Here is a 13,785-nt window from a genome sequence, read left to right as displayed (position 1 = left end):
TTAATAACTATGCATGTGAAACACAAATTGTTTATGAAATTGTGCCTGTTTTTTAGCTTAATCAGTTGGTCAACAGGTGCCTATGCGCAAAATTTTGTAGTTACCGGAAAAGTAACATCCAATGGCGAAAGCGTCATAGGAGCAACTGTGCAAGTGAAAGGGAAAATAGCTGGTACTATCACTGATATTGATGGTAATTATCGGTTAACATTGGAAAATTCCAAAGAGACTCTCGTTTTTTCATTTATTGGTTATCAGTCTAAAGAGGTTACGGTTAATGGAAAGAATGTGATTAATGTGGAATTGGAAGAAGATGTCGCTCAATTGGAAGAGGTTGTTGTTGTTGGTTATGGAACGATGAGAAAAAAAGATCTCACAGGAGCAATAACCCGCATCTCTACAGAAAATACGACGCAGTCGGTAACTAGTGTAGCTGAAATGCTGCGTGGTACGGTAGCAGGATTTTCTGCAGGGTTCGGAACTTCTGCCAAAGGGGGTGGTTCTATGCTGATTCGTGGTGAGAAATCCATTAATGCCAGTAATTCTCCTCTGATTGTATTGGACGGAGTTATCTTTAATGGCGATTTGGTGGATATCAATCCCAGTGATATTGAAACGATTGATATTTTGAAAGATGGTAGTTCTGCAGCTGTTTACGGATCACGTGCGGCTTCGGGAGTGGTCGTCATATCAACGAAACAGGGTAATGAAGGAAAGCCTGTCATCAATTTTGATATGAAGATAGGTATGCAGAATTTGACTCGTAATCAGCGTCCTTTTAATGGGCAGGAATATATGGTTATGAGAAGGGATGAAAAAATCCGGAGTAATCCATCTCGTCCTTTGGGATACTTCCATAATCCGGACAATTTGCCGCAAGGAGTTGATCTGAATACCTGGTTATCGTATACAGGGGCTTCGGCAGATTCAAATCCGGCAGAGATTTGGCTGAATCGTTTAGCCTTTTCTACTACAGAAATAGATAATTATCTGGCAGGTAGGGAAACGGATTGGTATGATGCCTCTTTTCAAAACGCTTTGCGTCAGGATTACAATGTAAGTATCTCTGGAAAGAATGATAAAGTTTCTTACTATTGGTCATTAGGAAGCATTAATAATCAAGGTATTGTAGTAGGAGACCAATATAAGACTATCCGTTCGCGTTTAAATTTGAAAGTAAATGTTACAGATTGGCTTCAGGTCGGCTTTCAAGCACATTATGCCACTCGTAATGAAAGTGTAGATGAAGTTGATTGGGAAGAAGCTATCCAGGCTAGTCCCTGGGGGGGTAAATATGAAGAAGACGGTTCTTTGAAGTTCTATCCTAATGATGATAATATGAGCACGAATCCTTTTGCAAGCTATGAACAACGTGATCGTTTCAATGTGACTCAGACATTCAATGCTACATTGAATGCAAAGATTACATTGCCATGGGGATTCGTTTATGAAATGAGCTATTCGGACTATAACAATTGGCAAAAGAATCATTATTTTGATCCATCTACCAGTATGGCTGGTGAAAAGTATAAGGGGCATGCCGTCAGGCGTAATAATAGTGCTCATTCCTGGATGTTTGATAATATTTTGAGATGGAACCGTACATTCAATAAAATTCATAAGCTTGATTTGACCCTTTTGTTTAATCTTGAAAAAAATGAAACTTGGTCTGATAAAGCAGAGAATTCCAATCTTACTCCTTCTGAAGTACTTGGTTGGCATGCTGTTGCAAATGGTACGAATCCGGTTGTAGGGAGTGATGATACAGTGGATACGGGAAATGCTATGATGGCAAGACTGAACTATAATTTAATGGATCGCTATTTGTTTACTGCTTCTTTCCGGCGTGATGGTTATTCGGCTTTTGGTTCTAATAATCCATATGCTAATTTCCCTGCATTTGCATTTGGTTGGAGAATGAATGAGGAAAATTTCATGAGAGCGATTTCGTGGATTGATAATTTGAAATTTCGTTTATCTTGGGGTATCAATGGAAACCGGAGCATCGGACGTTATGCTGCTTTGGCAAATTTGGATTCGGAGAAATATCTGCATAACGGAAGTACAGTTATTGGGATTTATGCCACTCGTCTTCCCAATGAAAACCTGAAATGGGAGAAGACTGAAGCATATAATATAGGCTTTGACTTTGCAATTCTGGGTAATCGTTTGAATGGAACAGTGGAGGCTTATTATATGTCTACAAAAGATTTGCTGTTAACTCGCTCTTTGCCGGACATTATTGGTTTTTCCGGAGTAACAACTAATTTGGGAGAAGTTCGTAATAAGGGTTTTGAATTGTCTTTAAATTCAGTTAATATCGATCATAAGAATTTCAGATGGTCTTCTTCTTTCATTGCTTCTCTTAACCGGAATGAAATTGCCCATCTGTATGGGGAAATGGTAGATGTGCTGGATAAAGATGGAAATGTAATAGGACAGAGAGAAGATGATGATATTCAGAATGGATGGTATATTGGACATGCTTTAGATGAAATTTATGATTATAAAATTTTGGGAGTATGGCAAGAGGATGAACGTGAAGAGGCTGCCAAGTATGGTAAAGAACCGGGTGATTTTAAGATATGGGATGTAAATAATGACGGAGAATATCTACCGGAAGATGATAAAGTATTTCAAGGACATAAGCGTCCTCGTTTTTCATTCGGTATTGGTAATACGATGGAGTTCTTTAAATGCGTGGACTTTTCATTCTTTATTCGCTCAGATCTTGGACATAAGTCTTCTAATAGTCATTATACTCATCCCACGGATTATTATTATGACCGCGTAAATGCTTATAAATATGATTATTGGACTCCGGAGAACCCTACAAATGAATTTGCACGTTTAGGTTCGAATACGAAATCTCCGTCATTCAATGTTTATAAAAACCGTTCGTATGTACGTTTACAAGAAGTTTCGTTAGCTTATAGAATACCTAATAAAATATCTTCTAAATGGAGCGTCTCCAATGCTCGTGTTTATATAAACATTTCTAATCCTTTATTGATAACAGGATGGAATTATTGGGATCCGGAATCCTTATCTCCGGCACCGCGTACGTTTACTTTTGGTATTAATTTCTCATTATAAAAGTATAGATATGAAAACACAAATAATATTAAGGAAGGTACATTATGCATTCTCTGCATTTTTGTGTACTGCATGTTTGGTTTCTTGTAATGATTGGCTAAAACCGGAACCTTTGTCATTCTATTCTCCTGAAAATACCTATGTGACGAAAGAAGGATTAGAAGGTGCTTTGGTTTCTTGTCGCGCAATGATACGTCCGGAGTTTATAGGTAATAATTCTTATGCCTGCACAGAATTGATGACTTCTGATGTTGCTGTAGCTGGCAATATCGTTGCTCAAACTTTAAAAAACTTTGAGATTCAGCTAAAGCCGGGTGCTTATGGAGATTCTCAGATTGGTACTTTCTGGAGTAAAGGCTATAGTGCTATTCAGAAAGCAAATACAATAATATCTCGTGTACAGGCTGCGGATGAGATTACCGAAAATGATAAAAATACAATTCTGGCTGAAGGGTATTTTCATAGGTCTTATTGGTATTATAAACTGGTGAATCAGTTTGGAGATGTACCTTTTATTGATAAAGAAGTCACAACTCCTAAATTAGATTTCTATTCACATACACGTAGTAGCATTTTGAAACGTTTACGAGAAGATATGATGTTTGCCACCCGCTATCTGCCGGAGAGTGCTCCTCATGGTGCTGTCTCCAAGGCAGCAGGAAATCATCTGCTGGCTAAAATATGTTTGGCATGTTGTGATTTTGACGGAGCTGTCACTGCTACTACTGCTGTCATAGATCATAGTCAACATAAACTAATGGAAAAAAGATTCGGGGTCAATATATCAGATGCTCAATATAATATAATAAGTGATCTTTTTAATCGGGAGAATATCAATTCTTCTGAAAATCTGGAAGGCATCTTTCTGGTTGAGGATAAACAATTGACAGAAGGAGGGACTTCTACCGGGTCTTATCGGATGAGAGATCTTGTACCTTGCTGGTGGAATGCAAATACCAACAATGATCCGGATGGTAAGCGCGGCACAATGGACAAAGCGGCGGGACAGCCCCAAATAGGACAAGTGGGACGTGGTATCGGTAGAGTCAGAACGACTAATTATTTTAATTATGAAGTTTGGGATTCCAAAGACGATTATCGTCATACAGCTCCTAATTGGTTGAATATGGAGGATATGGTCTATAATAATCCGGCATCTAAATATTATGGTCAACCTTTACAAAAAAAGTATTGTGTAGATACTATCTATGCTTGGAGTCCGATGATGCATTACAAGACTTTTGTACCTGAAGATAATAAACCTGATACTCCTCAGGGAGGATATACAGATTGGTATGTATTCCGTTTGGCTGAGACTTATTTACTGAGAGCTGAAGCTTATTATTGGAAAGGAAATCTGGATGCAGCCATGAATGATATTAATAAAATCCGGATGCGTGCTAATGCAGCAGAGTTAACAAACTCTCAGCAAGTAACCATTGAATATATACTGGATGAGCGTGCTAGGGAATTGTTTTTTGAAGAACCTCGAAAGACGGAATTGACTCGTGTGGCTTTTATCATGGCAGAAAAGGGATTGAATGGGTATTCACTTAGCGATATTTCAGAGAAGAATTATTACTATGACCGAATGATGAGATATAATAACTTCTTCCGTGAAAAGATCAATCATAATGGCATCAATATTTATACCATTAAGCCTTATCATATATTATGGCCTGTACCGGAGAATGCGATTGCTTCTAACTCCAGAGGTCGTATTAATCAGAATTTAGGATATCCGGGAGCCGATCAGAATGTACCGGCCCTCGAAGTTGAATAATAAATTATTTAAAACCATGAAGAAAATTTTAGTTCTGTTTTTGTTTTCAGTAGGTTGTAGCTTATATGCTCAGCAGTTTTCAGCTGACATGAAGAAAACTGATATTATGAAAGTCTGCGATGCAGTAGCCAAATGGCAGATCAATCATCAAAAAGAGGTGAAACATCATCCCTTGGATTGGACAAACGGTGCATTATACCGGGGGATGACGGAATGGGGGAAGGTCTCCGGCAATGAGACATGTTATGACTTTGTACGTGAAATTGGTGAGAAATACAATTGGAATATGTGGGATCGTGTTTATCATGCAGACGATATCTGTGTGGGACAGGCATTTATTGAAATGTACCGCAAACTGGGAGATAAACGGATGTTGCAGCCGGTGATGGAGCGGGCATATTATGTGGCAACTCATCCTTCGAAAGCCCCTTTGTTGAAAACGGATGCAGTGGGAACTTTGGAACGCTGGTCTTGGGCGGATGCATTGTTCATGGCACCGCCGGTATATGCGGCTCTGTATACAATGACGGGAGATGATGTTTATTTGAATTATATGAATAGTGAATATAAAGAATGTGTAGATTCATTGTATGATGAAGAATGTTCACTTTTTTATAGGGACAATAAGCGAATTCCTCTGCGTGAGAAGAACGGAGCCAAACAATTTTGGGGACGTGGTAACGGTTGGGTATTTGCCGGACTTCCTTTGATTATAGATAATCTCCCAATAGATTGTGGCTCGCGTAACTACTATATTCAACTGTTTGTGAAAATGGCTGAGGCCCTACGTAAAACCCAATGCGAGGGCGGTGACTGGCGTACAAGCTTGCTGGATCCGGATTCTTACGATATGCCTGAGAATAGTTGTTCTGCTTTTATGTGCTATGGAATTGCGTGGGGACTCAGAAATGAATACCTGGCAAAACGTACTTATAAGCCTGTGCTTGAAAAAGGTTGGAAGTCACTGGTCAAAGCCGTACATACAGACGGTAAGTTGGGATATATACAACCTGTAGGGGCTGCTCCCAAGGCTGCAGGACGTGATGCTACTGATGTATATGGTGTAGGTGCTTTCTTGTTGGCTGGTAGCGAATTATACAAACTGATTAAGTAATAGAATCCCCCTTCCATACCCATACGTTTCTCTATTAATAGAACTTTATGGATGTGGAAGGGGATATTTTTCTTATGGGTTGGCGGGAAATTCTGTTATCGTCCGAACTGTATGGCAAAACCTATATTGAAGAACGTAATATTGTTCTTAAACCAGCTGTGATCTATTCCGTCATCATAATCATCCGGATTGTAAAGTCGGGCATCAGGATTGGCAAACCAGTCGGCCGTCAGAATGTCGGCACGAAATACTCCGGATATTTTTTTCGAAATATAGAATTCGTAACCCATGCCGATTGACAGGCCGCAATATCCTCTATTGAAAAGAAATCCTTTCTTGGTATTTCTCTGGTATGTACGCTCCTCGTAGTTCATATAACCGATACCGAATGATAGGAAAGCACCTTGATTGCCATTGCTCCATAAGTAACGGTAGGTGATATTGGGATGTATGTAATGTAAATGCATCTTATCCGGAGAATGAGCAATTCTCAGGTAATCATACTGAAGTCCCAAAGCGAAATTCGGCATGAAGTAATAGCGTCCTTCAGTCGTCAGGTTATATCCCGCACGGTTTCCGTTCTTGTTAAAGAAGTCATTACGATTTCCATCTACATACGGCAAGGTCAGTCCTCCTCCCAATGATACACTAAAGTCTTGCGGTAAACGATCTTGTGCTTGTAAGAGTGAGTTTGTGCAACTCAGGGAGACAATAAGGAAAATGATTAATTTTTTCATGCCTGATTCGTATTTATCGTTTTACATATAGTTTGTCAATCAAATCTTGCCGTCCGATGCGTCGCAATTCGTTGATGATATTCTTCCGTTCTTCCGGTTTGTACCAGAAGAAGAACTGACGTTGAGCTAACTTTTCCCGTGGAGTCTTGGCACTAAATACAGGTTCCAGGGTATAGGGGTGGAAACCGGTGTACCATGCTTCGGTGGCCACAGTCATTGGGGTAGGGGTAAAGTCTTGTACCTGTTCCAGTTGGAAGTCAAGACGTTTGGTAATGACGGCCAGTTCTGCCATATCTTCTTCTCGGCAGCCGGGATGGCTGGAGATAAAGTAGGGGATAAGCTGTTGCCGCAATCCTTCTTCGCGGTTGATGCGGTCGAATATCTTTTTGAATTCTTGGAACTGACTGAATGAAGGTTTGCGCATGATGCTCAACACTCGTTCGCTGGTATGCTCCGGAGCTACTTTCAGACGTCCACTGACGTGTCGGGCTATCAACTCACGGGTATATTCAGCAGTGCTTTTATTGGTTTCCGGATCTTTGCTCCGGTGCAATAATAAGTCATAGCGTACACCACTTCCGATAAATGACTTTTTGATGCCGGGCAGTGCATCCACAGCATGGTAAATATCAAGCAATGGGCGATGACTACTGTTCAGATTCGGGCATACTTTGGGATGAATGCATGACGGGCGCTTGCACTTCTTACAAAGAGCTTCATCATTTCCCCTCATGTGGTACATGTTGGCCGAAGGGCCTCCAAGGTCGCTCAGGTATCCCTTAAAGTCAGGGAGCTCCATTAATGCTTTCACCTCTTTCAAGATGCTTTCTTTACTACGGCTGACAATGAATTTTCCCTGATGCGCCGAGATGGTACAGAAAGCACAGCCACCGAAACAGCCGCGGTGGATATTAACGGAAAACTTAATCATGTCATAAGCCGGAATACGTTTGCCTTTGTATTTGGGATGAGGCAACCGGGTATAGGGCAAGTCGAAGGAGTGGTCAAGTTCTGCTTCCGTCAGCGGAGGATAAGGCGGATTGACAACGATGGTCAGGTCATCCACTTCCTGTGTGATGCGTGAGGCCGCATATTTATTGCTCTCTTCTTCAATATGGCGGAAGTTGGCAGCTTGTTTTTTCTTATCTTTCAGGCACTCTTCGTGAGAGTAAAGGCGGATATCTCCTTCTTCCGGCACAAATTCCGCTGTCTTGCAAAGATAAGCTATTTGTGGGATGTCACGTTGCAGGGGCAAGCCGGTATCAGCCTGCTGCTGCATTCTTTTTGCCAGTTCCACAAGTGGCTTTTCTCCCATTCCATAGATCAGTAAGTCGGCTCCACTATCTACGAGGATGCTTTTGCGTACTTTATCCTGCCAGTAATCGTAGTGCGTCAATCGGCGCATACTTGCCTCAATGCCTCCCAAAACAACCGGAATGTCGGGATAGAGTTTCTTCAAGATTTGGGTATAAACGATGGACGGATATTCCGGTCGCATATCCGGGCGGGCATCCGGTGTATAGGCATCATCACTACGAAGACGCTTGTTTGCTGTATATTTATTGACCATAGAGTCCATGCAGCCGGCACTGATACCGAAGAATAGGCGGGGACGTCCCAACTTTTTAAAGTCACGTAAATCGTCTCGCCAATTGGGTTGAGGCACAATCGCTATGCGCAAGCCTTCCGCTTCGAGGATGCGTCCCACGACGGCAGCCCCGAAAGAAGGATGGTCCACATAAGCATCTCCGCTGAACAGAATAACGTCCAGTTCGTTCCATCCACGCAACTCTACTTCTTTTTTGGTTGTGGGCAACCAATCAGTCAGTCGATATTCTTTCATGCTGCAAAGATACGCATAAAATGAGGTTCAGCCAGAAAATGTGCAATTTTTGCATTCATAATCTATGCTTGTCGTATCTTTCATATTTCCGATTTTGCTTTTTATAGGTCTGTAAGGGATATAGCTTCTTAGAGTAGTATAGATTATAGAAGAACTTAGTACCTTTGCCTGCGAATGTTAATGCGTTCCACCATGGGGAACATTTCGTCCCCTTATAAGGAACATTGCGTTCCTCTATAAGGGGACGCAATGTTCCTTATAAGGGGACGAATAGATTTTCGTTGTCTTAGTCTTTAGTCCTTACGGAAAAGCGCCTTAGCCTTCACTGGTAACTTGGCAAAGTATGGGATGGGCACAAATAAAAATGCCAAAGAATCGTCTGGTTTATCCAGATATTTTATATTTTTGTACGCTAATGGCACAAATCAAAATATAAATCAATCAATTATGGAAACATCTCCGTATGAAGAATCAGGTTCAAAAGATACGCTACAAAGCAAACTTGACCGGGCAACTTTGGTTTTACAAAATATTAATGCCTATTTTTTACTGATTGATAAAGATTTTATTGTCTGCGACACTAATTACTACTCCTTGAATAAGCTTCCTGCTCCTGAGACTGGTGTGATGAAAAGGGTCGGTGACTTGTTGCATTGCCGGAATGCTGCCGAAGCCGGTGAGTGTGGCATGCACCAGCAGTGTAAACTTTGTGGTATCCGCGCAGCTATTGGAAGAGCTTTTCAGAAGAAAGAGAGTTTCAAAAAAGTAAATGCTTCTATGAATCTTCTGAATGAAGAAGAAGACAAAGTGATCCCCTGTGATGTTTCAGTATCGGGTGCTTATGTTGTTATTGAAGGAGAAGAGCATATGGTATTGACGGTTTATGATGTAACGGAACTGCAGAATGTTCAGAGGTTGCTGAACATAGAGAGAAAGAACTCGATATCTGCAGAGAGGTTGAAATCTACTTTTATTGCGAATATAAGTCATGAAGTCCGTACACCACTGAATGCGATTGTTGGCTTTTCCGGATTAATAGCTACTGCTTCCGATGAAGAGGAGAAGAAACTGTATATGGATATTATTTCAGAGAACAATGAGCGTTTGCTGCGTTTGATAAATGATATCTTTGATCTTTCGCAGATAGAGGCCGGGACTTTGAGTTTCGAGTATTCGGAGTTTGATGCCAATGACTTGTTGAGAGAACTGGAAGGCATGTTTCAAGTGAAACTGTTCAATAACCCTTCAGTTGATTTGATCTGTGAAGCATCCTTGCAACCTATTATCATGTATTCTGAACATCAGCGCATCATTCAGGTAATGGCAAATCTGATTCATAATGCGATTAAGTTTACCAAATCTGGTGAAATACGCTTTGGTTGCTACATGAAGGAAACGGATACCGTTCATTTTTATGTGTCCGACACCGGGATTGGGATACCGGAAGAAGAGCAACAAGAAATATTTACCAGCTTTAAGAAGTTGGATCGGGAAGTGCCGGGAACAGGTTTAGGGCTGACGCTTTCGCAAACTATCATTCGGAGTCTGGGAGGCAAGGCGGGTTTGGAATCTGAGGTAAACAAAGGGTCTACATTCTGGTTTGAAGTGCCTTTGAATATGAATAGGTACGCGAATTAAGCGTACCTATTCTATTTACATCTTGAACTGCAAGATCATCCGTTCTCCGTCGTATATTTCTCGGAAACCAATGCTCTGTTCCGCGAGGTATTCCTTCAAATCCTGGAAAGCCTCAGCGTTATTCATAATAATTTCCAACTTCTCACCCGACGCGGTTTCGCACATAGCTTTGACTGCGGGGATGAGAGGACTGTAAAGTTTTTGACCACAGGTGTCGATTGTTTTCATTTCATGATTCCTCTTCTATGGGTTCCTGCTTGGAAAGCCATTCCAGATAGAGCTTGATCAACTGTTGTAATCCGAAGGCCTTCATGTTGTTGTGGTATATCACGTCGATGCATAGGTCGAGCAGATCTTTGCTGTCCTCCTCTTGTGATGCGATGAGGGAGCGGATATTCAGTCTCAGTTTTTCCAGAACAGACTCGTCTACAATACCGTTACTGTCAATAAGATGGCGGAAAAGTCCGTATTTTTCAATAGTAGCCAGATTCTCTTCGGATATTTCTAAACTGCGGGTACCGCTGGGGTTTGCTTGTATAGTGTACATAGTTTTTTTATGTTTTAAAGGTTTATACTCTGAGAGCAAAGATAAGTTTTTCACCACAGATTATGCATACTTTCATTGATTATTCTTCCTTTTTTATTTTTATTTGCGTGAATCTGTGGTGAGGAATTGCAGGATAGAGGCCATGATAGCATTACGATCCGTTTCCTTTTCGATACTTTCAAAAGGAAATCCCATGACGAAGGTACGGTAATTGCCTTGATAAGCAATGGCAGCACTTTGATTGCCGGAATTATACGTTAGTACGGGGAAAGCACCACCTGTAGGAAGAATACATTCCGGAGCAGTTACGGGATAAGCATATTCGTTGGGTAGGCGGGGAATACTGAATGTACGTCCCAGCCCACTGATATTTCCTGAATAGCTGTCAGTGATAGACTGTCCGTAGGCGTATTTCAAAAGATTCTGTGTAAACTCCCGATCGCCTTGCGAGTTATTCATATCGCTGCCGATGTAGGAACCGCTAATAAGCAGATTACCACCGGATTGACAGTATGATGTCAATGCGCGTTGCATAGGGGAAGAAAAGGTTTTGTAATATGTGTTACGAGCCGGGTTACTTTGACGATCTTCTTTCTCCAGTCCAAGAATGTAATCCACAATATTATAAACCTCCAATGGGACGCGTCCGTTTTCTACAGCCTCATCGCTGCATGATACAAAACTATAATTGCCGGCTGCCTGTATTGCTTTTCCGTGTATGAAGGAGTAGTCGAAGGTATTTCCGGCAATTTTTAATCCTTCCCACTCGTCACTGCTGCGTCCCAGTTCCTTTCCCGTTTGCTTGCGGGAGAATTCGGTTTGAGCGCCGCAAAGTGAAATGTCATACAGATAAGGTACGCCCGGATCTTTTGTTAAATCAAATCCGGCTTCAATAGGGGTATCGATGACTGCCGGTCCACTGATACGGTCGAAGCCGTTGACAATCAGGATACGTCCTTTTTCCTTCTTGGCTTTATAAGCAGCAAGAATCTCGGACGGAAAACTTTCTCCCCCCCGATTGGCTGCGGTTACTTTAAAAGAGTAGACAATACCCGGTTCTATTTTGGCTGTATAAGAAGGGCTGCTGACACGTACGCCATTATCAAATCCTCCGCGTCCGATGCGGGTATAAACAATGTACTCACGTGGTTTGGCTGTAGGTTCCAGTTGATCCTCCTCACCCTTCCAGGAGAGTTCCAATGTATTCTTTTTATCGCCGAAGCGGATGGAAAAGTTGCTTACGGGAAGTGGTTGCACTACATAATCTTTGCCATGCTGATTGCAAAGGTATTGCAGAATAGCTTTATAAATGGAACGTCCTACGGTGAACTTAAAATTGGGGTCATGACCGAGGCGCATATCAGCAAAGTTCTGATGTGAAAGTAATTCAATGATAGTAGAAGGAATGGCAGGAAGTCGTGTTTCGCTGTAATTACGATCCCACATGCTTCGACGTGTCCAGTCTATGGCATAGTTGGAACGGATATCCCGCTGGAGTTGGGTGAGCAGGATGTCGGATAAGTCACGGGAAGCATAACGGCTGGTGCCTGCTCCGAGTTGTCCGCTATTGAAATCAGTAGTGTATATACCGAGTGAGCCTATGATTTTATCTTCCTTGTTGGCACCGGCATCACTGTGCAATGCCATAGAAATTTCAAAGGGTATCCCTAACCCTTTTTCTTTGGGATTGAATATGGAACCACCGGAAAGATAATTGATCATACGGGAGCGCACATTAATGTCGTCGGACATGTCATCCTTGCCTTCCCGTCCACCATAGACCGGATAAGGCATACCTGCCCATTGTGCAGAATAACGGGCACCTTCCAGATAACGCGGCAGCCCACTGGTTACTCCGCCACGTTCAATATTACCCATACCTCCACCGAAACGTACAGCATCGGCGCAGACCACTCCTTTCTGCTTACTTTCATTACTGAGTACTACCATACCATAATCATTCTTTCCTTTATCAAAGGTAAAGGTTCCAAGGTAGACCCATGTACCGCCACCTATCTGTTGGTTTACCTTGAATTCTGTAGTTCCACCATTATGAAACACAATGTATTTGGCATCACTTACACTATTAGGCAAGGTCTGATAAGAGACGTATACAGCGTATTCTCCTGTTTCAGGAATATCGGGTATCCACTCAGCAAAAGCTTTGTTTTTTTTCTTCTCGGTACGAGCAAATCGTGCCGTACCGAGAAGAAATGGGTTTTCATCATCCCGATAGACTGATTTATGCTGGGCGAAACCGGGAAGTCCTGTTTGTTCCCACTTGGCTTTGCGGCTTTTCATATCCAGATAAAGGGAATTTTGCGGAGTATCATTATCCACAATGACTTCCTGTTTCTGGGTATCCCGTTCTCGGGGAGTAAACACGTTGGCACCGGCATTCTCCAACATTGGGATGACGTAGGGAAGAATAAAGGATTGGGTGAATTGATCTTCTGTTGTACAGAACAGGCGGGGGCGTTGCCATCCCCATTTTCCGGTTTTGTTGATGAAGTACTTCCCATGACTTTGCCATAAAGCGATATGTTTACCTTCCAATCCCCGGCTGATTTCATAAGGACGCGAAACGCGCGTTACCCACGGCTCGCCTTTATACTCTAATCCGCTGTACAAACGGGATTTATCTTTTTTGCCTTTTCGGTAAAGATTAGGAATCAGGTCTTCGATGGGTTGTCCGTCCGTTATCACAGTTATATCATAATAGTTTACGGGACCCGGAAGTACTTGCTTCAGGTACCGGTATATGGCATCTACCGTTTTCTGGCGAAACGGTTGATAGGAGAATTTATCGTCCGCATAAATCGTTAATCTTTTTTTCTGATGATTTATGCGGAAGCTATCCAGTTTGCAAGTACCGATATTTACTGTGGTAGTGGTATATTCCCGAAAGAAAGATTGAAGACGATCTTGTACATTCGCTTCGGTATCTTGGGCTGCCAGTTTTCCATTAAGGGCGAAAGCGCAGCAACAAATGGCTAATAATATTCTTTTTCTCATATTCTCATAACG

9 protein-coding genes are annotated in these 13,785 nt (G+C 41.9%); 4 read left to right on the top strand and 5 right to left on the bottom strand.

Annotation, left to right across the window (positions count from 1 at the left end):
* Positions 1-33: 33 nt before the first annotated feature.
* The 3 genes from DW036_RS06230 to DW036_RS06220 are packed head-to-tail and all read left to right on the top strand — an operon-like array spanning position 34 to position 5,993.
* On the top strand, positions 34-3,096 hold the full coding sequence (locus tag DW036_RS06230) for a TonB-dependent receptor (RefSeq protein WP_233560328.1): 3,063 nt from the start codon (positions 34-36) through the stop codon (positions 3,094-3,096).
* 10 nt (positions 3,097-3,106) lie between these two features.
* The gene (locus tag DW036_RS06225; RefSeq protein ID WP_118463117.1) at positions 3,107-4,879 is read left to right on the top strand and encodes a RagB/SusD family nutrient uptake outer membrane protein; all 1,773 of its coding nucleotides are present in this window, start codon (positions 3,107-3,109) and stop codon (positions 4,877-4,879) included.
* A gap of 16 nt (positions 4,880-4,895) precedes the next feature.
* On the top strand, positions 4,896-5,993 hold the full coding sequence (locus tag DW036_RS06220; protein ID WP_118462184.1) for a glycoside hydrolase family 105 protein: 1,098 nt from the start codon (positions 4,896-4,898) through the stop codon (positions 5,991-5,993).
* A gap of 95 nt (positions 5,994-6,088) precedes the next feature.
* Here DW036_RS06220 and DW036_RS06215 read toward each other — a convergent pair whose 3' ends face one another.
* Both DW036_RS06215 and DW036_RS06210 read right to left on the bottom strand, forming a co-directional pair.
* A complete protein-coding gene (locus tag DW036_RS06215) occupies positions 6,089-6,730 on the bottom strand; it encodes an outer membrane beta-barrel protein (RefSeq protein ID WP_118462182.1) in 642 nt (213 codons plus the stop codon).
* A gap of 13 nt (positions 6,731-6,743) precedes the next feature.
* Complete coding sequence (locus DW036_RS06210) at positions 6,744-8,573, bottom strand: YgiQ family radical SAM protein (RefSeq protein ID WP_022392577.1); 1,830 nt, start codon at positions 8,571-8,573, stop codon at positions 6,744-6,746.
* Positions 8,574-9,020: 447 nt separating this feature from the next.
* Between DW036_RS06210 and DW036_RS06205 the strand changes: the two genes are divergently transcribed.
* On the top strand, positions 9,021-10,211 hold the full coding sequence (locus DW036_RS06205) for a HAMP domain-containing sensor histidine kinase (protein WP_118462180.1): 1,191 nt from the start codon (positions 9,021-9,023) through the stop codon (positions 10,209-10,211).
* 15 nt (positions 10,212-10,226) lie between these two features.
* Here the strand turns inward: DW036_RS06205 and DW036_RS06200 are convergent, their stop codons facing one another.
* The 3 genes from DW036_RS06200 to DW036_RS06190 form a co-directional block, all read right to left on the bottom strand.
* The gene (locus tag DW036_RS06200) at positions 10,227-10,439 is read right to left on the bottom strand and encodes a sulfurtransferase TusA family protein (RefSeq protein ID WP_118462179.1); all 213 of its coding nucleotides are present in this window, start codon (positions 10,437-10,439) and stop codon (positions 10,227-10,229) included.
* Position 10,440: 1 nt separating this feature from the next.
* Complete coding sequence (locus DW036_RS06195; RefSeq protein ID WP_007663951.1) at positions 10,441-10,758, bottom strand: hypothetical protein; 318 nt, start codon at positions 10,756-10,758, stop codon at positions 10,441-10,443.
* A 99-nt stretch (positions 10,759-10,857) separates the two neighbouring features.
* Positions 10,858-13,773 carry a xanthan lyase gene (locus DW036_RS06190; protein ID WP_118463115.1) on the bottom strand — a complete coding sequence of 972 codons (2,916 nt, stop codon included), beginning with the start codon at positions 13,771-13,773 and terminating at the stop codon, positions 10,858-10,860.
* Between the last annotated feature and the right edge of the window lie 12 nt (positions 13,774-13,785).

The sequence above is a fragment of the Bacteroides sp. AF39-11AC genome (genome assembly GCF_003474285.1).
Classification (GTDB): Bacteria; Bacteroidota; Bacteroidia; order Bacteroidales; family Bacteroidaceae; genus Bacteroides.
This window is presented reverse-complemented; position numbering and strand designations above follow the sequence as displayed.

What these genes read in the sequence shown, in the direction of transcription:
- DW036_RS06230 (WP_233560328.1), top strand. Translation starts at nt 34, where the DNA reads ATGAAATTGTGCCTGTTTTTTAGCTTAATCAGTTGGTCAACAGGTGCC.
- DW036_RS06205 (WP_118462180.1), top strand. Translation starts at nt 9,021, where the DNA reads ATGGAAACATCTCCGTATGAAGAATCAGGTTCAAAAGATACGCTACAA.
- DW036_RS06215 (WP_118462182.1), bottom strand. Translation starts at nt 6,730, where the DNA reads ATGAAAAAATTAATCATTTTCCTTATTGTCTCCCTGAGTTGCACAAAC.
- DW036_RS06210 (WP_022392577.1), bottom strand. Translation starts at nt 8,573, where the DNA reads ATGAAAGAATATCGACTGACTGATTGGTTGCCCACAACCAAAAAAGAA.
- DW036_RS06200 (WP_118462179.1), bottom strand. Translation starts at nt 10,439, where the DNA reads ATGAAAACAATCGACACCTGTGGTCAAAAACTTTACAGTCCTCTCATC.
- DW036_RS06225 (WP_118463117.1), top strand. Translation starts at nt 3,107, where the DNA reads ATGAAAACACAAATAATATTAAGGAAGGTACATTATGCATTCTCTGCA.
- DW036_RS06220 (WP_118462184.1), top strand. Translation starts at nt 4,896, where the DNA reads ATGAAGAAAATTTTAGTTCTGTTTTTGTTTTCAGTAGGTTGTAGCTTA.
- DW036_RS06195 (WP_007663951.1), bottom strand. Translation starts at nt 10,758, where the DNA reads ATGTACACTATACAAGCAAACCCCAGCGGTACCCGCAGTTTAGAAATA.
- DW036_RS06190 (WP_118463115.1), bottom strand. Translation starts at nt 13,773, where the DNA reads ATGAGAAAAAGAATATTATTAGCCATTTGTTGCTGCGCTTTCGCCCTT.